The 23,693-nt window shown below is 40.6% G+C and carries 17 protein-coding genes; 7 read left to right on the plus strand and 10 right to left on the minus strand.

From position 1 onward, the window contains the following. Positions 1-225: 225 nt before the first annotated feature. Together DD649_RS08070 and yddG are read left to right on the plus strand one after the other, a co-directional pair. Positions 226-1,686 (plus strand): sodium:alanine symporter family protein, encoded by a 1,461-nt coding sequence (locus tag DD649_RS08070; protein ID WP_294105730.1) that lies wholly within the window; start codon positions 226-228, stop codon positions 1,684-1,686. A gap of 301 nt (positions 1,687-1,987) precedes the next feature. Further along, positions 1,988-2,896 carry an aromatic amino acid DMT transporter YddG gene (gene yddG / locus DD649_RS08075; RefSeq protein WP_294105734.1) on the plus strand — a complete coding sequence of 303 codons (909 nt, stop codon included), beginning with the start codon at positions 1,988-1,990 and terminating at the stop codon, positions 2,894-2,896. Positions 2,897-2,954: 58 nt separating this feature from the next. Here yddG and yidA read toward each other — a convergent pair whose 3' ends face one another. Both yidA and DD649_RS08085 read right to left on the minus strand, forming a co-directional pair. After that, the gene (gene yidA, locus DD649_RS08080; RefSeq protein WP_294105737.1) at positions 2,955-3,776 is read right to left on the minus strand and encodes a sugar-phosphatase; all 822 of its coding nucleotides are present in this window, start codon (positions 3,774-3,776) and stop codon (positions 2,955-2,957) included. A 249-nt stretch (positions 3,777-4,025) separates the two neighbouring features. Further along, entirely contained in the window at positions 4,026-4,409 is a 384-nt protein-coding gene (locus DD649_RS08085) for a helix-turn-helix domain-containing protein (protein ID WP_336429886.1), read from the minus strand. Between the two features lie 359 nt (positions 4,410-4,768). Here DD649_RS08085 and mgrB point away from each other — a divergent pair, with 359 nt between their 5' ends. Together mgrB and DD649_RS08095 are read left to right on the plus strand one after the other, a co-directional pair. Beyond that, positions 4,769-4,888, plus strand: a complete 120-nt coding sequence (gene mgrB / locus DD649_RS08090) for a PhoP/PhoQ regulator MgrB (RefSeq protein ID WP_336430112.1) — start codon at positions 4,769-4,771, stop codon at positions 4,886-4,888. 196 nt (positions 4,889-5,084) lie between these two features. Next, a complete protein-coding gene (locus DD649_RS08095; RefSeq protein ID WP_294105739.1) occupies positions 5,085-6,458 on the plus strand; it encodes an amino acid permease in 1,374 nt (457 codons plus the stop codon). Between the two features lie 71 nt (positions 6,459-6,529). Here the strand turns inward: DD649_RS08095 and pagP are convergent, their stop codons facing one another. Next, on the minus strand, positions 6,530-7,105 hold the full coding sequence (gene pagP, locus DD649_RS08100) for a lipid IV(A) palmitoyltransferase PagP (RefSeq protein WP_336429888.1): 576 nt from the start codon (positions 7,103-7,105) through the stop codon (positions 6,530-6,532). 442 nt (positions 7,106-7,547) lie between these two features. Here pagP and DD649_RS08105 point away from each other — a divergent pair, with 442 nt between their 5' ends. The 3 genes from DD649_RS08105 to thiD all read left to right on the plus strand — a co-directional run bounded on the left by DD649_RS08105 (position 7,548) and on the right by thiD (position 10,981). Next, positions 7,548-9,104 (plus strand): YjjI family glycine radical enzyme, encoded by a 1,557-nt coding sequence (locus tag DD649_RS08105; protein ID WP_294105745.1) that lies wholly within the window; start codon positions 7,548-7,550, stop codon positions 9,102-9,104. Continuing rightward, on the plus strand, positions 9,076-9,942 hold the full coding sequence (locus DD649_RS08110; protein WP_294105748.1) for a YjjW family glycine radical enzyme activase: 867 nt from the start codon (positions 9,076-9,078) through the stop codon (positions 9,940-9,942). The genes DD649_RS08105 and DD649_RS08110 overlap by 29 nt, the downstream gene beginning before the upstream one ends. A gap of 241 nt (positions 9,943-10,183) precedes the next feature. Then, on the plus strand, positions 10,184-10,981 hold the full coding sequence (gene thiD, locus DD649_RS08115) for a bifunctional hydroxymethylpyrimidine kinase/phosphomethylpyrimidine kinase (RefSeq protein ID WP_336429892.1): 798 nt from the start codon (positions 10,184-10,186) through the stop codon (positions 10,979-10,981). Between the two features lie 82 nt (positions 10,982-11,063). Here thiD and yegS read toward each other — a convergent pair whose 3' ends face one another. The 7 genes from yegS to DD649_RS08150 all read right to left on the minus strand — a co-directional run bounded on the left by yegS (position 11,064) and on the right by DD649_RS08150 (position 23,574). Next, a complete protein-coding gene (gene yegS, locus DD649_RS08120) occupies positions 11,064-11,963 on the minus strand; it encodes a lipid kinase YegS (RefSeq protein WP_294105751.1) in 900 nt (299 codons plus the stop codon). 451 nt (positions 11,964-12,414) lie between these two features. Next, entirely contained in the window at positions 12,415-13,794 is a 1,380-nt protein-coding gene (yegQ, locus tag DD649_RS08125) for a tRNA 5-hydroxyuridine modification protein YegQ (protein WP_294105753.1), read from the minus strand. A 212-nt stretch (positions 13,795-14,006) separates the two neighbouring features. Beyond that, on the minus strand, positions 14,007-14,702 hold the full coding sequence (gene baeR / locus DD649_RS08130) for a two-component system response regulator BaeR (protein WP_336429895.1): 696 nt from the start codon (positions 14,700-14,702) through the stop codon (positions 14,007-14,009). Further along, positions 14,702-16,093: a two-component system sensor histidine kinase BaeS gene (baeS, locus tag DD649_RS08135; protein WP_294105758.1), complete on the minus strand. Its 1,392-nt coding sequence runs from the start codon at positions 16,091-16,093 to the stop codon at positions 14,702-14,704. Before baeS ends, baeR begins: the two co-directional genes overlap by 1 nt. Next, complete coding sequence (gene mdtC, locus DD649_RS08140; RefSeq protein ID WP_294105761.1) at positions 16,083-19,184, minus strand: multidrug efflux RND transporter permease subunit MdtC; 3,102 nt, start codon at positions 19,182-19,184, stop codon at positions 16,083-16,085. The genes baeS and mdtC overlap by 11 nt, the downstream gene beginning before the upstream one ends. Next, positions 19,184-22,306, minus strand: coding sequence for an MdtB/MuxB family multidrug efflux RND transporter permease subunit (locus tag DD649_RS08145; RefSeq protein ID WP_294105764.1), 3,123 nt, complete (start codon positions 22,304-22,306; stop codon positions 19,184-19,186). The genes mdtC and DD649_RS08145 overlap by 1 nt, the downstream gene beginning before the upstream one ends. Then, the gene (locus tag DD649_RS08150) at positions 22,306-23,574 is read right to left on the minus strand and encodes an MdtA/MuxA family multidrug efflux RND transporter periplasmic adaptor subunit (protein WP_294105767.1); all 1,269 of its coding nucleotides are present in this window, start codon (positions 23,572-23,574) and stop codon (positions 22,306-22,308) included. Before DD649_RS08150 ends, DD649_RS08145 begins: the two co-directional genes overlap by 1 nt. Positions 23,575-23,693: the final 119 nt, after the last annotated feature.

Genomic DNA, 23,693 nt, shown 5'->3' on the forward strand with positions numbered 1-23,693 from the left:
ATATTTAATTAAAAGTTAAGAAATTAGTTTAATAATAAAAACAAAAATAAATTTACAAGAAAGATAAAAGAATATAATTTCGACCCCTTGCTGAAGGATGGTGTTTTTTATTTTTAATTTAAAGTTGCATTCATGGTTTATGCGTTTTAGATATTGGCTAATATGGAGCGAAATAATTATCAACTAGATATTTTATTAGTTGATTCAATAAAAAAGGAGCGTAATTTGATAGAATATATAAACTCACTGAGTAATATTATTTGGGGGTCATTGCTTATTTATTTATTACTTGGAGCAGGCCTGTACTTCACGATTAGATCTGGATTTATTCAAATAAGACACTTTAGCCATATGTTTGGTGTTTTAAAAAACAGTAAAAAGTCAGATAAAGCAGGTATTTCTTCATTTCAAGCACTTTGCACGAGCCTTGCGGCTAGGGTGGGAACGGGCAATTTAACTGGCGTTGCTATTGCACTTACTGCGGGTGGACCAGGTGCAATTTTTTGGATGTGGGTTGTTGCATTACTTGGCATGGCAACTTCTTTCGTTGAGTGTACTTTGGCTCAGCTATATAAAACTAAAGATGATCAGGGAAATTATCGAGGCGGGCCTTCGTATTATATGCAAAAAGGCTTAAACCAAAGATGGATGGGGGTATTGTTTTCTATATTTCTTATTATTGCATTTGGATTAGTGTTCAATGCTGTTCAAGCTAATTCAATCGCGCAAGCAACTGCAGTGGCATTTGATTTTAACCCGCTTTACGTTGGAATAGGCTTGGTTTTTTTAAGTGGGATTGTTATTTTTGGCGGATTAAAATCAATTGCCAAAGTTGCTGAATTAGTTGTTCCAGTAATGGCTCTAGCTTATTTAATATTAGCATTTTGGGTCGTGGGGCATCATATTGACCGTTTGCCTGAAGTTTTCATGTTGATTATCCGTAATGCATTTGGATTGCAAGAGGCGGCTGGTGGGGCGGTAGGGTATGGCGTAGCCCAAGCAATGACACAAGGTATTCAACGTGGCTTATTTTCAAATGAGGCTGGTATGGGGTCGGCACCTAATGCGGCGGCTTCGGCATCACCTTATCCTCCACATCCTGCCTCACAAGGCTATGTGCAAATGCTGGGTGTATTTATGGATACCATCGTTATCTGTAGTGCAACGGCGATTATTATCCTATCTTCCGGAGTATTAGAAGGCCCTCTTGATAACATTAATGGAATAGAGCTAACGCAACTCGCACTTTCTTCTGCAGTAGGCAGTTGGGGTTCCACTTTCATTGCAGTCGCAATATTTTTCTTTGCCTTTACATCTATTATTGCTAATTATGCCTATGCAGAAAGCAATATGATTTTCTTGGAAAATAATCATACAGCAGGCTTATTTATTTTTCGCTTAGCAGCCTTAGGTATGGTGATGTTTGGTGCATTAGCTGAAATGCCACTGATATGGAAACTCGCAGATCTGTCTATGGGGCTAATGGCGATTACTAATTTAATTGCGATTCTTTTGTTATCTGGAATTGCGTTTAAATTAGCGAAAGATTATAACCAGCAATTAAGTGATGGAAAGGTACCCACCTTTGATATTAACCAGCACCCTGAATTGAAAAAACAATTTGAAGATGGGATTTGGGAAAAAGAACAAGTGGAGCAGTGGATAAAAAAAGAGACTAGTCAGTAAAATAGCCGTGGAAGTATATCCGATTAGTATTATTTTGTATTGCGCCTCAACAGTGGAATAGTCGCTTTTGGGGCGCAGTTTTTTATGATTAAAAAAATATTAATATTTTTAGATTGGTGATCATTAGTATTATTCATTAAACCATAATAGCCGCTCTGTTGTTATGTGCCTTCTATCTAATTTTATCTATTTTAAAAATAACCTTAGTGAAAATGCTTGATTAATAATCTATTGAGCTTTAAGGTTTTTTTATATGACAATATTATTATCTTAGCGGATTAGAAAGACAGTCGAGAACAACATGAAATTAGGGCAGCATGCAGCAACATTTTACGGCGTAATATCCATCTTATTGTGGAGTACCATGGTTGGATTAATACGTAATGTGAGTGAAAATTTTGGTCCAGTTGGCGGTGCTGCATTAGTTTATACCACTGGGACTATTGTCTTAATGGTAGTGATGGGGTTACCTAAAATAAGCCTTTACCCAAAACGCTATTTATTTTGGGGTTCATTACTCTTTATCAGTTATGAGATTTGCTTTGTTTTAGCGTTAGGGTTAGCCAATAATCGACAACAAGCGATAGAATTAGGTATGGTGAACTATCTATGGCCGAGTTTTACTATCGCTTTGGCGGTCTTTTTTAATCGACAACGATTTACAGTATTACTGTCTATTGGTTTAGTTTTGGCATTCTCGGGGTTGCTCTGGGTTATTTCTGGCGATCAGCCTATCTCGTTTGATGCAATTATTAATAATATTAAAAGTAACCCGCTTTGTTATCTTTTAGCCTTTATTGGTGCCATTTTATGGTCTTTTTATAGCAATGTAACTAAACGAATTTCAGGTGGTCATAATGGAATGGTGTTATTTTTCATGATGACATCATTAGGGCTTTGGGGTTTGTATCTATTTGAAGAGCCAACCGTATTTAATGTCACATTTAACAGTGTTTCTTTATTGATATTAGCTTCAATTGCAACGGGTGGGGCGAATGCACTTTGGACTTTAGCGGTTATCAAAGGCAATGTTGCTTTTTTAGGGACGCTATCTTATTTTACTCCTGTTATATCAACGGCTTTTTCATCAATATTACTCAGTACTGCGTTGACGTTAGGATTTTGGCAGGGGGTGCTTATGGTGACTATAGGCTCTATCACTTGCTATATTGCAACACGTCAGTATTCAAATAAAAAGCACATTAATTAAGTTAGTCGTTTTCACCGTAAAACGCTCGTTAATACGAGCGTGATAATGATTGTCAACGTTATTGGTTTTCGGGATTAATAAATTTATTGATTGCGATGGCAACGCCGTCATCATCATTCGTTTCTGTCACAAACTTAGCCAATTTTTGAATATGTTCCTGTGAATTACCCATCGCAACTGAAACACTCGCATACTTTAGCATTTGAATGTCGTTATTTTGGTCACCAATACTCATGACTTTATCTGGAGTGATACCCAGTTTTTCACAGATAACTTGTAGCGCAGTCCCTTTATTTGACGTGTTGTTCGATATTTCGAGGTAATAGGGGCTAGTTTTAATTAATGAGTAATTTTCGTACGTATTTTCTGGAATATAACTGATACCGATGTCTAATTTTTCTGGGCAATCAATCATCATGATTTTGGTAAATTTTAGCGATGATTCCATCTCATTAACTGGGCAGTAAACAAGCGGAGAGTTAGTTAAATAAGCATCATGAATAGTATAGTGACTTATATGTCGATTAGCCGTAAACATTGTATTATCTGCAAGGGCGTGTAAATGAACACCAATATTTCGTGATAGCTCTTCAAAGTAAAGATAGTCAGCAAAATCTAATAGGTTTTCAACTAAGTGGCTACCATCATGGGCTTGATGGATGACACTACCGTTATTGCTGATGCAATAATCATTTGCAGTATCAAGGCCAAGCTCTTTTAGATAGGGTTGAATGCCGGTATAAGGACGGCCGGAAGCGAGAATGACCTGTATGCCTTTTTGTTTAGCTTGCGCGATAGCGGCTTTAACTGCTGGGGATATTTGGTGTAGCGAATTTAGCAAGGTACCATCTAAATCAATAGCGACTAGTTTGATAGACATCAACGCCTCCTATAATTGAGAGTTTTTATCCAAATACCTTACTCTAAATATTAAAAATGTAAATTGACACAGAACTGTCGTGTAGTAATAAGTGTGATTGAACAGCACGTTTTAAAGCGCTTGTTCAATATCCATTGTTTATTACTGCTGTGGCTCAATACTATTATGATCGCTTCTTGTCCCATGGAAATGATGATGGCTTAGCGCATTAAAATGTCAGACAGGGGATTTTAATGCGATTAAACATATTCACTCGTATTCATGGGTTAGATGTAAAGGTTGCTTAACTTCTAAATAAATTTGCTCATTTTGTCTAAAATCAAATGGTGTAATGTCATATTCTTTACGGAACATGTAAGTAAAATGTGATTGTGAACCAAATCCAAAATCTAAGGCAATATCAAAAATAGATTGGGTACTGTTTCTTAGTAGGTTAACTGCGCCAGCGAGGCGACGTTGGCGAATATATTTTCCCAACGAAATTCCAGTCACTTCTTTGAATATTTTTTGCATATGCCAAAGTGAATAGCCAGAGTAGGCGGCAAGCTCTTCTAAGTGAATAACTCGGCCTAAGTGTTCTTCTATCCATTTACTCAAAGCATAGACAAGTGCTAAATGATTATCTTGTGGCATCTCAAATTATTTCTAGTTTTACGGTAACCGAAGTATACACAACTTCATTTCACCATGACAAAGGCTGCTTGTGCGGTATCATCCATTTTTTGAATAAAAAAAGCACAATCAGAATAAGTTAATGCTTGATTGCGGTTAAAATGAACAGTTATTTTATGAAAATACGTGAAATGCTCATTTTCCTCAAATTTCAATCAAGGGCTTAGGGTAGTATTCATTTTCTGAATGTATTACAGGTGATTCTTAAGTGATACCAACTAAAGCTTCTGAAGTTTTAACATTGTAATCATTTGAGTAAGAAAAATCATCAGTGAAAGTTTTAAGGAATATCGGTGTTTGGAAGAAAGCTAGTATTTATCGTGAGTATCATCATTATCTGTGTATTTCTTTATCTTTTAGCCATGGATAGCCTCTGCGATCAGGGGGGGGAGAATTTTATCTTTGGTATCTGTCGCATAACAGACTTGTTACCGTTTTGAATTTGTTTTTTAATACGCCATGCTGATATTTTGTCGTCATCATTATCAATAATGGCTATTGTGTAATATTATGAAAAATAAAGACAAGGACTAAATCAGCTTTTAAGTAGTGTTAATCAGAGAATTCAAATAAACTTATCGATTATCACGACTTTGGACGATAACAAGCAAGTAACAGGACGAAAAGGGTAAAGTTATGGCGCAACAGCAACAAACGCTAAAGCGTGGATTAAAAAATAGACACATCCAATTGATTGCTTTGGGGGGCGCTGTTGGTACAGGGCTGTTTCTTGGAATAGCGACAACAATACAAATGGCAGGGCCATCTGTATTGTTAGGATATGCATTGTGTGGTTTTATTGCCTTTCTGATCATGCGTCAGTTAGGGGAAATGATTGTACAAGAGCCCGTTGCAGGTTCATTTAGTCATTTTGCATATAAATATTGGGGTGGTTTTGCAGGCTTCTTATCCGGTTGGAATTACTGGGTAATGTTTATTCTAGTTGGAATGACAGAACTGACAGCCGCAGGCAAATATATGCAACATTGGTGGCCAGAACTCCCTATTTGGGTTTCTGCGGCTGTCTTTTTTATTGCGGTAAATGCCATAAATTTAGTGAATGTTCGTTCTTATGGCGAAACTGAATTCTGGTTTGCATTGATTAAAGTTGTCGCTGTTGTGGCAATGATTATTTTTGGTTGTTATTTATTGTTTAGTGGTCATGGTGGCCCTCAAGCGAAAGTCAGTAACTTATGGGAATATGGCGGATTTTTTGCTAAAGGCTCTATGGGTTTATTTATGGCTCTCGCCATCATAATGTTCTCTTTCGGTGGATTAGAACTCGTCGGGATCACCGCCGCTGAAGCGGAAGATCCAGAAAAAAGCATTCCTAAAGCGATTAATCAAGTTGTTTACCGTATTTTAATATTTTATATCGGTTCACTTGCTGTGTTACTGGCGCTATTTCCATGGGTCGACCTTGATGGAAAAACCAGTCCATTTGTGTTGATATTCCACGAGCTAGGTGACTTGCTTGTAGCAAACGCATTGAATGTGGTGATATTAATTGCGGCACTGTCGGTTTATAACAGTGGTGCGTATTGCACTAGCCGCATGTTATATGGCCTTGCTCAACAAGGTAATGCCCCTAAGTTTATGGCGAAAGTCAATAAAGGCGGTGTACCTGTCATGGCTTTAGTTATTTCAGGTATTGCGACCTCGGGTGGTATTTTAATAAACTTTGTGATGGAAGGGCGTGCCTTTGAGTTATTGATGTCCTTAGTGGTGACCACGTTAGTGATCAACTGGATTATGATTTGTATTTCTAACTTGAAATTTAGAGCTGCAATGGACAAGGATGGGGTTAAAACTAAGTTTAAAAGTATTTGGTATCCCTATGGAAATTACTTGTGCTTAGCTTTCCTTTCGCTGATCCTTATCATTATTTTGATGATGGATGGATTACGAGTCTCAGTGCTGATTATGCCATTGTGGATTGCGGTACTGTGGATTGGTTATCAGTTTTCAGGAACTAAAAAACAAAATTTAGCTGATGATACGGCAAAATAAAAGTGCTTGAAATGTAAAATAAAAAAATGGCCGGTAGATTTAATCTCCGGCCATTTTTTATTTAATTAAGATCACCACTGCCAGCGTAACCAGGCAAATAACACGTTACCGTTATTGTAGGTACCAGGAATATAGGTTGCTTGTAGAGATAGCCTATCATATTCCACTGACACTAATGGCAGTGGAACAGGTATGGGAATATAGTGATAATCATCACGAGCTGTAATACTTAATGTAAAACCCGCACCCATGCGAAAACCATCTAGCTCACCGGGTATCCACATTTTTTGGAAGCCATATCCGACAATAGGCTCAAATTTATTATGTGAATCTTTAAACATCATCGCGTATAGGGCGTGCCAATCATTATCTTCATCAAAACGATATTTACCGAAACCAATGCCCCATGGTTGTTCATTGTAGCTATCCGTTTTCTTTTTATCGTAAGTAAAGCGGTTATGCCATGTGAAAGCAGGAACATAAAGTTCGTAGTTGTCAGACTGCCAAGTCGTACTAACATTATTAGTAAATTTGTCCCATAGCCCTGTGGACTGCTCTTCAGCTAATGCAGTTGACGATGTGCAGATGATAGTCGTCACGAGTAGTGATTTAGCGACTACTGATTGTATATTTTTAGTTACTCTCATTGTAAATCCGTCTTGTTTATCTTTTGGATAAAAATTTTATATTGATGAAGATAATCGGCTTGCTAATAATGATTATATTAGCATTTTTGTAATTATTATGAATAAACATTATTTTAAATAAGATAAATGGAAGATGACAGCATTTATTGCATTATGTAGCACAATGGTTTAAAAAACGCGTCAAAATAGTTTATTACCTAAAAATGAATGTAAGTCTCTTGTTGTCTACCCATTTAAGTCAAAGAAACCAATAAATGCGTCAATTTAAAAAATAAATTGAGAGCAACTCCAGTAATGATGATTCAAATCAAATACTAGCAAGTAGCAATGCGCTGAAATGGTGATATTAAGTAGCAGCAATGAGCAGTAGGTTCTTGCTGCAATGTTGATTTTGATTGTATTAGCGCTTTTAAGCGCCAATTAAAAGTACAGAGGCATTGATATGATGAAGCGTCACGACGTATTAACCGAATACCAAGCCAAGTGTTTGTCCATTGCTACTGATACCTTGTTATCGCCAAAACAGAAAGCTAATTTTCTGGCATTAGAAGCTGAAAATAATATTCCTTATTTAGCATTAAGCGAACCGTTGAAAACTGCTTTGGATACACGTGTTATTTGTGACATGTATGAAGGTCATGCGCCGTATAAACCTCGCTATGTACTGCCTGATTATGAGCGTTTTCTACAACTGGGTTCTGCCTATCTAGAATTAGCACCAGCGGAAGATTTTGATGATGCACTTAATCATTTGATGATCCTGTATCATCACGTGCCTTCAGTAACCGGATTTCCAGTTTTTCTTGGGTATTTAGATCGATTGTTAATGCCATACGTTGCAAATTATACTGAAGAACAACTATATCCTAAGCTAAAACGGTTTTGGGTCATGCTCGATCGCACGCTACCTGATGCCTTTATGCATGCCAATATTGGGCCTGAAGATAATATTATTTGTCGTCTGATTTTACGCATCGATGCTGAACTTAAACAAGTCGCACCAAATTTAACCTTTGTATATCACCCACAACGCACGCCTGAATCGCTATTTTTACAGGCTATCGAAAATATTTGTGAATGTAGCAAACCGCATATAGCTAACGATATTATTCACAGCGCAGCGTTTGATGAAAAAGGTTATGGCATAGTTAGTTGTTATAATTCACTTCCTATAGCAGGGGGCGGTAGCACGTTGGTGCGTATCAATTTACGCGAGGTCGCCTTGCGTAGTGAAAATTCTACCGATTTTTTAACTGTGCAATTGAAAAAGTATTGTGACCTGCAAATGGAATTGATTGAGAAACGAACGGCTTTCTTATACGAAGAGTCTAATTTCTTTCAAACAAGTTTCCTTGTACATGAAGGGTTGATTGCACCCGAACGTTTTGCCCCGATGTTTGGTATTTATGGCTTAGCAGAAGCGGTCAATATTTTGATGGAAAAAGAGGGTACCAAAAATCTTTATGCACCGGACTCACCGGCATTACCTCTTGCTTATCAAATTAGTGAACAATTAGCGGACTTCGTTGAATCCACTCCTGTTAAATATGGCTTTAATCATAAAGCGATGTTGCATGCACAATCAGGTATTAGTTCTGATAGTGAGACAACGCCAGGTGCACGTATTCCTTATGGTGAAGAGCCTGATCCAGTTTCTCATATCATGACAGTTGCTCCTCACCATCAATATTATGTGTCGGGGATCAGTGATATTCTGACTATTGATGAAACTATCAAACAAAATCCTCAAGCACTTTTACAGCTCTGTAAAGGGGCCTTTAGTCATGGAATGCGTGAGTTTACAGCAAACGTTGCGAACAATGATTTAGTGCGCGTCACCGGCTATATGGTGAGATTATCGGATATTGAGAAATTTAAAACGGAAGGTTCAAGAAATAACACTACGTGGTTAGGGGATGAAGCAACAAAAAATTGCAAAATTCAGTCGCGTCAACAACGAGTGATAAGCCATGAGCAATCGATGCGCTACACTCAATAAACTGATTCCATTTTCTTGTGTCGATGGGCCTGGTAATCGGCAAGTGCTATTTTTGCAAGGATGCAATCTGCGCTGTTTGAATTGCCACAACCCCTATACTATGGCGCTATGTGACGACTGTGGGGATTGTGTTCCCACTTGTCCACATGGTGGATTATCTTTAATTGCGGGCAAAGTGGTATGGGATAACATCGCGTGTCAGCAATGTGATACTTGCCTGCAAACTTGTACCAAAAACGCCAGCCCGATGACGAAGCAGCTTAGTGTCGACAGTATGATTCAAAGTTTAACGAAGAATGTCGCTTTCCTCAATGGCGTTACTATCAGTGGCGGGGAAGCTACGACACAACTGCCTTTTATTATCGATTTATTTAATGAGATAAAACAGTCACCAACTCTGTCTCATTTGACCTGTTTTATTGATAGTAATGGACATTTATCATCCTCTGGATGGCATAAAGTATTACCGAATACCGATGGTGTCATGATCGACCTAAAAGCGTGGGGGAATGAATGCGCCTTAAAACTCACGGGTAGAGATAATCAGAAAGTATTTGATAGTATTAATTTATTAGCGCAAGCCGGAAAATTATACGAATTACGTTTGTTATTTATTCCCAATCAAACGGATTATCTCGAAAATATTGATGTTTTAGCCGCGTTTTTACGTCAACTTTCTTCGTCTACACGAATTAAAATCAATGCCTTTCAAAATCATGGTGTCACCAACGAAGCCGCAAGTTGGCCAGCGGCAAAGCAAGTTGAAATTGAATCTTTTGCCCAATTATTACGTGACCGCGGTGTGACCAATCTACATTTACCTAATGTCTATTTGTAATTTCTATCCCTTCAAATAAATTTAGCCTATTTTCAATTAAGTTTTCCCTCAGTAAAAATAGCGAGTGGGAAATACTGGTATTTGTGAAAACATGTGCGACAATCAAGTAAATCTTATTATCTGATTTAATACGCTTTTTTATTCATAACTGAAATGCGTTGAGAATGTTAAACGGTAAAGTTGAAGGTTATGATTTCTAAACTTAAATAATCACCCAGTATATGAATAGGAGTGGCAATTAATGAGAGTCAATGCGCTAACCATAGCCGGAACTGATCCTTCAGGGGGCGCAGGTATACAAGCAGATTTAAAAGCATTCTCTGCGTTAGGTGCTTATGGAACAAGTGTCATTACGGCATTGGTCGCGCAAAATACTCTTGGGGTTCAGTCTGTCCATAATTTGCCAGAAGAATTTGTTGCCGCGCAACTTGAGTCTGTATTGAGTGATGTTCGAATCGATAGCGCTAAAATAGGTATGTTATCAAATCAACGCAATATCTTTGTAGTTGCTGAGGCTTTAAAGCAATATTCAATTCCTTATATTGTTCTCGATACCGTCATGGTTGCAAAAAGTGGCGATCCGTTATTACTGCCCGATGCAGTTGATGCATTGCGCCAAGAATTATTACCTACAGTTTCTTTGATTACGCCTAATTTGCCAGAGGCTGCGGTATTGTTGAATCAAAAAATGGCTGAAACTGAAAGCCAAATGCTGAGCCAAGGTTATCAATTATTAGATTTAGGTTGTCAGGCTGTTTTAATGAAAGGTGGTCATTTAAGTGATGCACAAAGCCCTGACTGGCTTATTACCAGACAAGGTGAGTGGCGATTTACCTCACCGAGGGTAAATACAAAAAATACGCATGGAACTGGTTGTACGCTCTCTGCCGCATTAGCTGCGCTTAGACCTCGTTATATTGATTGGCAGACGACTGTAGTGGAAGCTAAAGCCTATTTACAAGCTGCGCTAGAACAAGCCGATAGTCTAGAAGTTGGGCGGGGGATAGGTCCTGTTCATCATTTCCATGCTTGGTGGTAATAGGTAACCGCCCTCTAATAATGCAGTGTTATGAGAAATGAGGGCGATTACGTAAATGCAATATTGTTAAGAAAAAGGCTCACTACAGTAATAAATTACATTGTGGTGGTAGCCGACAACGCAATGCATTGGGGATCAATGTAAAGGTAAAATTATCCCCAGAAAGTGGCTCACCATCGAGGTTTAAAACCATATTATGAGGCGATGAAATTTTTATCCATGTGCTTGTTTTTTCAATGAGATGCTGATTTCTATCAGAAGAAAATAGATTAGTTAGTAAAGCGGGTATCACATCTCTTGCGGGCACAATTAATAGATTTAAAACGCCATCATTAATTAGCGCCGCAGGTGTTAATTGCTGACCACCGCCGGCTTGGCGGCCATTTCCGATAGCAACGACTAACGTTTCGCCTTCCCAACTGAAATTGTCAGCTTCAATCTTACAGATATCCGTTTTCAATGTATCAGGGCGCAATAATCCATTAATTACATATGCTGCACCGCCTAAAGCTGATTTTAATGCTTCGGGTGTTTCCGTGGTAATGCGTGTACCAAAACCACCGGTTGCCATATTCATAAAATAATAATGTTCATTGACTTGGCCTAAGTCAATTTCCACGGCTTTTCCTTTTACCGCTAAAGCGAGAGCTTGTTCGATATCAGCCGGGATATTTGCGCTCGTGGCAAAATCATTGGCGGTTCCCATGGGTAAAATACCCATAATTGGACGGTTCTTGGCGGGCAGTTTCATTAAAGCGGAGGAAATCGCGTTGATGGTGCCATCACCGCCCGCTGCAACAATGGTATCGATTCCTTGGGTGAGTGCTTGTTCAATAAACACATCGGTATCTTTAGGCTCCCAAGGGATGCGTACGATAATTGTGTGTCCTTCATCGCGAAGATGAGTAATTGCCTTACGAAGCTCAGGGTTAGCTGATTGCTTGCCATTAAGAATAATCATAGCTGATGGGAGGTTATTCATGCGCAAGTTTTCCTTATTCGTTTTATCTTAATTAAAAGTATAAAGGCTTTGTAGTGAGAAAAGGGAATATTTGCATTATTTTTACAGAAGGGAGAGAGATAAAACGTGGATCGAAGAGTAGATAAAAGAAATGGCTAGCTCAAGGGAGATTGAGCTAGCCAAGGAGGTGGTTCCTAGTCTTATTTTACGACTTTCTAGTTCTTCGTTTTCGATAGTGACTATACGATATTGAATAGCTAATTGATGTGATCTATTGCATAAAATTAGATATTCAGTGCACTTTTACACTAAGTTGTCAATAACGAGAATGGTTCTCATATGGACTATCGCATGAAATGTTAGGTTAATAAGACATTAATCTATTTTTTAATAACAAAAAGCCAAAAATTCAATCAGCTAGCAATAAATTAAGCTAGATATGAATTTTTGGCTAATGGGTTATTTTTAGTCGTTAGGCTTTGGCCGCGGCATCTGCTAGATGAGGATCACGGGTTGTTGTTCCTGGTAAATTACGAATTAACAAACCAAAACTGACATCAACATCGTCAGGAATTGGTAGATAGACAATATGGCCATTCCCCGGAGCAACCTCAATCGATTCACCTTTACGGTTGGTTAGTGAATCTAAGGTAAAGACAATATTGCCCGCAGGCGTCATCATTTCTAAACTATCGCCGACACTAAATTTATTTTTCACATCAACTTCAGCAAGACCATTAACTCGCTTACCGGTAAATTCTCCGACAAATTGTTGAGTATCGGAAACAGAATAGCCGTATTCATAGGTTTGATATGAATCATGGGTATGGCGGCGCAAAAAACCTTCTGTATAGCCACGATGAGCTAAACCTTCTAGTGTTGATAATAAGGTCGGGTCGAAAGGTTTACCAGCAACGGCATCATCAATGGCACGGCGATAAACTTGTGCAGTGCGTGCGCAATAATAAAAAGATTTAGTACGACCTTCAATCTTGAGGGAGTGAACACCCATTTTTGTTAGATTTTCAACATGTTCAATAGCTCGTAAGTCTTTTGAGTTCATGATGTAAGTGCCATGTTCATCTTCGAAGGCGGTCATATACTCGCCTGGGCGCATGGCTTCTTCTAACATAAAGACTTTATCTGTCGGTGTACCTTCACCAAGCGTCGGTGCTACATTTTTCACTGCAATAGGTTCATGGACATGGACGATATTGCCAATTTCGTCTTCTTTACCTTCTTGAACTTTATATTCCCAGCGACATGCGTTAGTACAAGTCCCTTGATTAGGATCACGCTTATTAATATAACCGGAAAGCAAACAACGACCTGAATAGGCCATGCACAGGGCACCGTGAACGAAAACCTCTAATTCCATTTCAGGAACTTGTTGACGAATTTCTGCAATTTCATCAAGAGAAAGTTCGCGAGATAAGATAACGCGGGTGAGTCCCATCTGTTTCCAGAATTTGACCGATGCCCAGTTAACTGCGTTCGCTTGTACGGATAAGTGAATGTCCATTTCAGGGAAGGCTTCACGCACCATCATGATCAATCCGGGGTCAGACATAATTAAGGCATCAGGACCCATTTCAATCACAGGTGTTAAATCGCGGATAAAGGTCTTTAGTTTGGCATTGTGTGGTGCGATATTGACGACCACATAAAATTTCTTGCCAAGGTCATGGGCTTCTTGAATGCCTTTAGCTAGATTTTCATGGTTAAATTCGTTGTTGCGAACACGTAGGCTGTAGCGAGGTTGTCCCGCATAAACAGCATCAGCACCATAGGCGAAGGCATAACGCATGTTCTTCAAAGAACCTGCTGGGGATAATAATTCGGGTGTAAACATGATAATTCTCAGTCTGATGTCAGGTCAGTACTCACTCAATAGAGTCAGTATTTATACCTATGATAATTCAAGTTACATCAGTGATAGATATCTTGAATTATTTAGGTACATAATAAAATGAAGGGGGATTTTAACGCTAAAATCGGGAAATGCCAAATTTCCCTTGTAAAAAATAAGGTTATAATTTTGTTATCAAATAAAAGGGTAATTTATCAGTATTCATCCCATCTGTAGCCTAATCCATAAATTGAGCGAATAAATGTTTTTTCGTTATCCAGATATTCCAATTTTCGTCGTAAATTTTTGACATGACTATCAATTGTTCTATCAGTCACCACGCGGTGGTCATCATATAAAATATCTAATAGTTGATCGCGTGAATATACGGTACCTGTATTATCAGACATGAATTTTAATAGACGAAATTCAGCTGGGGTCAATTCTAAAAGTTTATCGCCATAACGAACTTGGTAGGCATTTTCATCAATAATTAATTGTGTATGGTTCTTTTCTGGTGTGATGGCACGCTGGCAGCGGCGTAAAATTGTTTTAACTCGAGCGACTACTTCTCGTGGGCTAAAAGGTTTACAAATATAGTCATCCGCACCAATTTCTAAACCTAAGAGGCGGTCGATTTCTTCTGTTTTTGCTGTCACCATGACGATGGGGACTTCACTAAATTTGCGCAGTTCACGACAAACCGCTAGTCCGTCCATTCCTGGTAACATTAAATCCAGTAAAATTAAATCAGGCGGTGTGGCTTGCACATAATCGATAACTTCATCGCCTCGAGCAAGTAAGGCGGGTAAGTAGCCCGCCGCCTGTAGGTAATCAAATAAAAGTTGTCCAAGTTTTGGTTCATCTTCGACGATGAGAACATGTGCACTGGTTGAGTCAGTTGTTATCACTATTCTTTTTCCTTCGATGGGATAGGTAGCCGAACGGTAATGCGTACGCCGCCTAAATCAGACGAGCTTGCTTGTATGCTGCCATTATGCGCCTCAACAATATTATAGCAAATTGCTAGCCCTAAACCGGAACCACCACTGGCGCGATTACGCGATTCTTCTACTCGGTAGAAACGTTCGAATAGATGGTTACATTGCTCTACTGTTAATCCGGGGGCGCTATCTTCCCAGTTAATGACCAGTTGGTTATTTTCTTGTGTCACCTGAATGATAATTTTACCCATAGGGTCGGTATAACGTAGGCTATTTTCCATTAAGTTATAAAATAGCTGGGTAAGACGGTCAGGATCAGCAAAAACAATGCATTGCTCGATAAAATGACGTTCTAAGGTCAATTTTCTATCTTCTAATCGCCAGCGGGCTTGACCTATAGCCATATCAATAAGAGGAATAATATCAACAGGTTGTTTACGATAAACTAATGAACCTCTATCTGAGAGCGATAGCTGGTGGAGGTCATTAACCAGTTTAATAAGCGTTTGCGTTTCCATTAAGAGAGAGTTAATGGTTTCGGGAGTTGCTTGACGAACCCCATCTTGCACCGCTTCCAATTCACCTTGTAATACCGATAATGGCGTACGTAATTCATGAGAAATATCGGCCATATAATCGCGGCGCATTTGTTCATTTTTTTCAAGTGTTGAGGCCAGATGATTAAAATCTTTGGCTAATTGGCCGAGCTCATCACGCCCCACATCGGGAACTCGAGCAGAAAAGTCGCCTCTCGCAAGTTGGTTGGTGCCTTCTAGTAACCGTTTGATTGGCCTTAAAAATCCACGGGCAAGGAATAGGGTCGCAATCAGAGCAACAAAGAGGGAAAGACCGGCGATAATCCAACTGGTATACAGTTGTTGTTCATCAAAGCGTTGATCAAGTTCATTATTGATGCCATTTTCATAGCTCGCGACTAACCAACCCACGGTATCCCCATTACCCGTGACCACAGGCTCACGAATAACATTGTTAGGTAAGGGAACATCACGACCAAAAATTAGCCGATCTTTGTTGTCATAAACCCAAAAAACTGTACGCCAGCGCTTATGATTATTGGGTTTGCTATTGCGATGTTGATGTTCAACTGCACGCAATATATTGAAAAAAGCGCGGTCATTGCTTAATAAAAACATCCAATTTCCGGAGAGTTCATATTGTTCGGCTAATGCACTTGAAATAAGCTCTGCACGCTGCTGGTCATTTTCTTTGATGTAGCCAAGAAAGCCGTGCTGAAAGCTCATTCGCACCCCTTGGTGCATCGTGACCACTAATAATAAGCATGTTGCGAAAATGGCTAGGAAAAGGCGTGTACTGACGCTATTTAACCTAAACTTCATTATTTGCCTCCGGTGCTTTATCGGTCAGCTTATTTTTTCGTGCGAAACGTTGTCTTAGGCTATCGAAACTGAGATAAACGACCGGCGTTGTAAACAGAGTTAATAACTGGCTCATAATTAACCCACCGACAATAGTGATCCCAAGAGGTTGACGTAACTCAGCGCCATCACCACTGCCTAAGACAAGCGGTAATGCACCGAAGATGGCGGCTAAGGTTGTCATGACGATAGGGCGAAAACGCAATAAACTGGCACGGAATATGGCTTCACGAGCGGTTAATCCGGCATTTCGTTGAGCTTGAATAGCAAAATCAACCATGATGATGGCATTTTTCTTGACGATACCTATCAATAGCATAATGCCGATGAGGGCAATTAAACTAAATGGTGTGTCAAATAATTCAAGTGCCAGTAATGCGCCAACCCCTGCTGACGGTAACGTTGATAAAATGGTGAGTGGATGAATATAGCTCTCATAGAGAATACCAAGCACTAAATAAACCGTCACAATAGCGGCAAAAATCAAAAATAATTGCGATTTTAACGTATCTTGGAATATCTGCGCAGTACCCGCAAATGTGCCACGCACTGCGGAAGGCACGCCTAAAGCTGTCATGGTTTTTTCAATTTCAGAAATCGCGTCATCAAGGGTATAACCGTCAGCCACGTTAAATGCGATGGTTGATGCGGCAGATAGCCCTTGGTGATTGACACTCAACGGCGCATTTGCTGGCTCCCAACGTGCAAAGTAGGATAGCGGGATTGCTTGACCTTGGCTGTTAATCACAAACATTTTATCTAATGAGCTGACATCTTGGGTATATTCAGGAGCAACTTCCATTACCACTTTATACTGATTCATCGCTTCATAAATGGTTGAGATTTGACGTTGACCAAAGGCATTATTCAGTAAATTATTGGCCTCGCGGACATCTATACCTAACTGTGCCATCAGATCTCTATCATAGGTCAGCGCCATTTCAGCACCTTTATCTTCTTTATCTGAGTTAACATCGGTCAGTTGCGGTAATTCTCCGAGTGCTTTACGAATGGCTGGTTCCCAATCTCGTAGCGCAGATAATTCATCGGCCAGTAGCGTGAATTGATAACTGGCATTGGCTTGCCGTCCACCGACCCGAATATCTTGAACGGGCATCATAAATAAATTCGCACCGGGCTCATTAGCCAGTTTAATTCGTAAGCGGTTCATGACACTGGTTGCGCTTTCATTTCGTTCATTAAGATCTTTTAATGAAATAAACATGAAACCGCTATTCACACGGCTACCTCCGGTGAATCCGGTCACATTATCGACCGCGGGGTCCGCATTGATTTGCTGCATAAAAGTGGTCATTTTCTGTTTCATGGATTGAAACGAAATACTTTGGTCTGCGCGAACAAAGCCCATGATGCGTCCCGTATCTTGCTCAGGGAAAAAGGCTTTAGGGATCGCAATATAGAGGTAAACATTTAGCCCAATAGTCATAAATAAAATAGCTAACACACTACGGCGATGAGACAGCACCCAATTTAATGTGACACCGTAACTTTCTTGTAAGCGCATAAGTACTCGACCAAAACCGCGATTTTTTGCTTTGGTTTTATTACCTCGCTTTTTGAGCAAATAAGCACACATCATGGGGGTCAATGTCAAAGAGACAACCAATGAAATCCCAATAGCGGTGGCGAGGGTGATAGCAAATTCACGGAATAATCGACCCACTAATCCATCCATTAATAATAATGGAATGAAAACAGCGACAAGCGAAATACTCATAGAAACGACGGTAAAACCGACTTCATGAACCCCTTTAATCGCTGCAATAAAGGGCTTTTTCCCATTTTCGATGTGTCGTGAAATATTTTCGAGTACGACAATGGCATCATCGACAACAAAGCCCGTTGCTACCGTTAATGCCATCAACGAGAGATTATTTAGGCTAAAACCGCACAGATACATGGCGGTGAATGTACCGATAAGCGAAACTGGCACTGCAATAGCAGGGATTAAGGTTGCACGCCCAGAACGTAAGAACAGTAAAACAACCAATATGACGAGGGCAATAGCAATTAATAATGCGCGCTCGACTTCGGCAAGAGAGGCTCTGATTGTCGGTGTTCTATCTTGGGCAACTTCTAAATTAATCGCCGCAGGGATCATGTCTCTAAATTCAGGTAACTCATCGCGAATACGATTGACGGTCTCGATAATATTAGCGCCAGCTTCGCGGCGGATCACAATCAAAATAGCGGGTTCCCCACCGGCCATACCGGCAGCTCGAACGTTTTCAACAGAGTCTTTAACGACAGCCACATCACTGAGTTTGACCGCATTACCGGCATTGTAATGAACAATGATGGGGCGATAATCAGCCGCTTTTTTTAATTCGTCATTTGTTTGTACCTGATACCGATTGTCATCGTTATTAATGTAGCCTTGGGGCTGACGAACGTTGGCACTGCTAATCGCGGAGCGCACCGCATCCAATGAAACACCTTGGTTAAACAATGCGGTAGGATTAAGTTCAACGCGTACGGCAGGCAATGAGCCCCCACCGACAGATACCTCACTGACACCTTCAATTTGGGCGATCCGCTGGGCTAATCGCGTTGAAGCAATATCATAAATTTCACCGGTATTCATGGTTTTTGACGTCAGTGTCAAAATCATGATAGGGGCGTCTGATGGATTCGATTTGTAATAACGCGGTCGGCTTGGCATACCACTTGGGAGCAAAGATTGTGCAGCATTGATAGCGGCTTGAACTTCTCGTGCAGCATTATTAATATTTTTATCGAGATTAAATTCTAGGGTGATGGTTGTGCGGCCTTGCGCGCTACTGGAGGTCATTTCACTGATCCCCGCAATACTGCCTAAAGAACGCTCAAGGGGTGTTGCGACGGATGAGGCCATCGTTTCAGGTGATGCACCGGGAAGTGACGCCGTCACGTTTATGACGGGATAGTCAACCTGTGGCAAAGGAGCCACAGGTAAGAACATAAAGCTTAATGCACCGCAAAGAGTGATAGCCACACTAATTAACGTGGTCGCAACGGGTCGACTGACAAACAGAGCGAAAAAGCGTTTCATTATAGTTCCTGCGCCTTGTTTGCTTGAGAACGCGTTTTCCAGCGGTTTGATAAGCCGTCAAACAACAGGTAAATCACCGGCGTGGTAAATAACGTCAAAATTTGGCTCATAATCAAACCACCCACCATACAAATTCCTAATGGTTGACGTAATTCAGCGCCGACACCAGTACTTAACATCAGTGGTAATGCGCCTAGCAAGGCCGCCATTGTGGTCATGAGGATTGGACGAAAACGTAATAAGCAAGCCTGATAGATAGCATCATAAGGTGACATGCCTTTATCTCGCTCGGCCGCGAGAGCAAAGTCAATCATCATGATGGCGTTCTTTTTCACGATACCAATTAGCAAAATAATACCGATGACGGCAATCACATCGAGATCTTTACCTGCCATCATTAATGCGAGTAGTGCTCCTACGCCCGCAGTTGGTAGCGTTGAGAGAATAGTGATAGGGTGAATAAAACTCTCGTATAAAATACCTAATACGATGTACATAGCTAAAATTGCGGCGGCAATTAACCAAATAGTACTGCTGAGTGCGGCTTCAAAGGCGAGAGTCGCTCCTTGGAATTGAGTGGTAATCGATTTAGGCATCGAAATTTGTGCTTCAGCATTTTTTACGGCTTTAACGGCAGATTCAAGTGAAGCATCGTCAGATACATTAAATGAAAATGTCACCGCAGGGAATTGGTCAAGATGATTGATAGAGAGTGGTCCATAACCCTCTTTAATATTTACTAAGGTAGATAATGGCACAATGGCACCATCCGTCCCTTTTAAGCGAACATCATTTAATGCATCCATTCCATCCCGAGTTTGGGTATCGTGCTCCAAAATGACGCGATATTGATTCGATTGTGTATAAATGGTTGAGATCATCCGTTGACCAAATGCATTATACAGAGCGTTATCAATCGCTGACATGGTAATACCAAAACGGCTAGCAGTATCTCTATTAACGTTGACATAAGCGACTAGGCCTTTGTTTTGCCAGTCGCTACTGATATCCGTTAATTCAGGTTGTTTCTCAAGCTCATTCAATAATTTAGGTACCCAAGTGCTTAATTCATCAAGGGAACCTGCTTGCAGTGTAAATTGATATTGTGTACGAGCGACTTGTGTATCAATCGTTAAATCTTGCATGGGTTGCAAGTATAAATTGACGCCAGAAATATTATCTACAGCGCTTTGTAAGCGAGTAATAATCGCGCTAACCCGATCTTCACGGTCATCGAGCGGCTTTAAGGTAATTTGAATGCGAGCATTATTCAACGTGGCATTACTGCCATCAACCCCCACATAAGTAGTGACGTTATCGACGGCAGGGTCAGCGAGTATTTTACTGGCGACTTCTTGCTGCTTCTGCGACATAGCAGAAAATGAAATAGATTGATGGCTTTCAATCGAACCTTGAATAATTCCACTGTCTTGCAAAGGGAAAAAGCCTTTAGGTATCCACATATACAGCAAAACGGTCAGTACCATAGTGCCTAAAGCAACAGATAACGTCAGCCACTGGTGATTAAGAACACGTTTAAGCCATATCGCATACCCTGCAACTAATTTGTCGAAGAAGCGTTCGCAGGCAAGCTCAAAACGGTTGTGTTTGTGCTGAGATTCAGGTTTTAGCAAGCGAGCGCACATCATCGGTGTGAGTGTGAGCGACACCACAGCAGAAATTAAAATTGCCACTGCCAAGGTAATCGCAAATTCTCTAAATAGGCGACCGACAATATCCCCCATAAATAATAGCGGAATTAGCACTGCAACAAGGGAAAATGTGAGTGAGATAATCGTAAAACCTATCTCGCCGGCACCTTTTAATGCGGCAACGAGTGGTTTATCTCCTTGCTCTAAATAGCGTGATATATTTTCAATAACAACAATCGCATCATCGACAACAAAGCCTGTAGCAATGGTTAATGCCATTAGCGTCAGGTTATTGACGGAAAAACCACAAAAATACATTACTGCGAATGTGCCAACTAGCGATAAGGGCACCGCAATACCGGGGATTAGTGTGGCAATACCGTTACGTAGAAATAAATAAATCACCATAACAACCAATGCAATGGCTAATAGTAATTCAAATTGCACATCATTGACCGAGGCGCGGATCGTGCTAGTGCGGTCGGTTAAAATTTCAACATTGACGGATTTTGGTAAACTTTCAATTAATTCAGGTAGTAAAGAACGGATCGTATCCGTTGTTTCTATCACATTCGCACCAGGTTGGCGCTGAACATTAATAACAATTGCGTGTTCTGTATTTGCCCAAGCGCCAAGGTAGGCGTTTTCAGCGCCTTGTTCTATGGTGGCTATATCACCAAGGCGAACGGGTGCGCCATTTTGGTATGCGATAATAAGCTTGCGATAGTCCTCAAGGGATTTCATCTGATCGTTAGCTGAAAGAGTGACCGAGCGTGTTGGCCCATCAAAACTGCCTTTTGCGGAGTTCACATTGGCATTATTAATTGCACTGCGGATCGTTTCGCTATCTAAACCTTTAGCTGCCATTGATTGGGGATTTAAATTTACGCGAACCGCAGGGCGTTGCCCGCCAGCAAGTGTTACTAAACCAACACCATTAACTTGTGATATTTTTTGAGCAACTCGCGTTTCAATGATGTCTTGCACTTGAGTGAGCGGCATTGCATCAGAGGTTACTGCCAGTGTTAAAACAGGAGGATCAGCAGGGTTGACCTTATTATAGATAGGTGGGTAGGGTAAATCTGATGGTAATAAACTTGTTGCCGAGTTAATTGCCGCTTGGACTTCTTGCTCAGCGACTTCAAGCGGTAAGGTCAGTTGGAACATGAGCGTAATAACAGATGCGCCACCTGAACTTTGGGAGGACATCTGTTTAAGCCCAGACATTTGTCCAAATTGGGTTTCGAGTGGTGCAGTTACCGCTGAGGTCATGACATCAGGGCTGGCGCCGGGATATAACGTCACCACTTGAATTGTTGGGTAATCAACTTCGGGTAAAGCGGAAACGGGTAAGAAACGATAACCAATAATACCCGCAAGTAAAATAGCGACCATAAATAATGTGGTCGCGACAGGGCGCAGAATAAAGATGCGAGAAGGGCCGCCACCTTTCATCATTTCAGGTTGCATTACGCTTTCTCCGCGCTGTTTCTATTATTTTTTCTTGTTTCTGAGCTGGGCTCTTTTGATTTTCGCGCCACTTGCACTGGATTAACAACCTCAACACTGGTGCCATCCGTTAATTTATCGACGCCATCAGTAATGACTTTACTTTTAGCACTTAAGCCACTTTCAATGACCACTTGTTGGCTATCTTGCATGCCGACAACCACATTATGTTTTGTCACCTTATTGTCATCACTGAGTATCCAGACGTAGTGTCCTTCATTACCCATTTGTAATGCTGCTGTTGGGATCACGACGGCATTCTGTAGGGTTTCAACTTGCATTTTTACATTCACAAATTGGTTTGGAAAAAGTTTTTGTTCTTCATTGGTAAAACGCGCTTTAATTTTTAATGTACCCGTTGCTGGGTCGATTTGGTTATCCGTACTCAGTAACTCACCACCGGCAATCATGGCGACATTATTTCTATCCCATGCTTCAACAATCACTTTCTGACTTGATGACTGCGCTTGTTGAATGGCGGGGATATCACCTTCAGGCAGGGCGAATAACACATCAGCAGGTTGCGTTTGTGTAATCACAACAATAGGTGTGGATGTCCCTGCTGAAATAAAATTGCCCGTATCCACTTGTTTTAAACCAACACGGCCAGAAATAGGGGCTGTAATTTTACTGTATGTCAGCTGTAATTTGGCGTTATCGACGGCCGCTTGGTCGACTTTAATGCTGCCTTCGGCCTGTAAAACAGCCGCTTTTTGGTTATCAAGCTCTTGTTGTGAAATAACTTTGGTGCCTGCCAATTTTTGATAACGAGCTAAATCTAATCGTGCATTGGCTAAAATAGCTTTGTCTTTTGCTAATTGCCCTTCGGCTTGGGCTAATTGAACTTCAAATGGGCGAGCATCTATTTGCGCGAGTAAATCACCTGCATTGACATATTGTCCTTCGGTGAAATAAAGCGCCATTAGCTGCCCTTCAACACGGCTCGTAACAGTCACAACATTGGCGGCTTGTACTGTGCCAAGGCCAGATAAGTATCTAGGCACTACTTTTTCTTCAGCGGTCGCAAATTGTACGGGCGCTAAAACGCGTGGTGGTCTACCGCCTGTACCGGGTTTTTGTTGCTGATTTGGCTTGGCTCCAGCGGCAGAATTTGAGGTATCTGCTTGATTATTATGTTGATAAAAATACCAGCCTGCACCAGCTGCCGCAATAATGGCAACAACGATAGCGCAGCGAGTCAAAGTAGTACGGCGATTTTGTTTATTCATTTTGGGTAAGTCGCTCAACGCAAAAAGTGGATAAAGTCAGTTCGTTTTTAGAGCAAAAAACTAACTGAAAAAGAGTCAGTTACACAAATAACATAGTAATAGTTTAGCGTGATAGGTAC

Source organism: Providencia sp. (assembly GCF_003533305.1).
Lineage (GTDB): Bacteria > Pseudomonadota > Gammaproteobacteria > Enterobacterales > Enterobacteriaceae > Providencia.

Coding starts and splice junctions, on each gene's coding strand:
- yddG (WP_294105734.1), top strand. CDS start 1,988: ATGAAATTAGGGCAGCATGCAGCAACATTTTACGGCGTAATATCCATC.
- yidA (WP_294105737.1), bottom strand. CDS start 3,776: ATGTCTATCAAACTAGTCGCTATTGATTTAGATGGTACCTTGCTAAAT.
- DD649_RS08085 (WP_336429886.1), bottom strand. CDS start 4,409: ATGCCACAAGATAATCATTTAGCACTTGTCTATGCTTTGAGTAAATGG.
- DD649_RS08095 (WP_294105739.1), top strand. CDS start 5,085: ATGGCGCAACAGCAACAAACGCTAAAGCGTGGATTAAAAAATAGACAC.
- pagP (WP_336429888.1), bottom strand. CDS start 7,105: ATGAGAGTAACTAAAAATATACAATCAGTAGTCGCTAAATCACTACTC.
- DD649_RS08105 (WP_294105745.1), top strand. CDS start 7,548: ATGATGAAGCGTCACGACGTATTAACCGAATACCAAGCCAAGTGTTTG.
- DD649_RS08110 (WP_294105748.1), top strand. CDS start 9,076: ATGAGCAATCGATGCGCTACACTCAATAAACTGATTCCATTTTCTTGT.
- thiD (WP_336429892.1), top strand. CDS start 10,184: ATGAGAGTCAATGCGCTAACCATAGCCGGAACTGATCCTTCAGGGGGC.
- yegS (WP_294105751.1), bottom strand. CDS start 11,963: ATGAATAACCTCCCATCAGCTATGATTATTCTTAATGGCAAGCAATCA.
- yegQ (WP_294105753.1), bottom strand. CDS start 13,794: ATGTTTACACCCGAATTATTATCCCCAGCAGGTTCTTTGAAGAACATG.
- baeS (WP_294105758.1), bottom strand. CDS start 16,093: ATGAAGTTTAGGTTAAATAGCGTCAGTACACGCCTTTTCCTAGCCATT.
- mdtC (WP_294105761.1), bottom strand. CDS start 19,184: ATGAAACGCTTTTTCGCTCTGTTTGTCAGTCGACCCGTTGCGACCACG.
- DD649_RS08145 (WP_294105764.1), bottom strand. CDS start 22,306: ATGCAACCTGAAATGATGAAAGGTGGCGGCCCTTCTCGCATCTTTATT.
- DD649_RS08150 (WP_294105767.1), bottom strand. CDS start 23,574: ATGAATAAACAAAATCGCCGTACTACTTTGACTCGCTGCGCTATCGTT.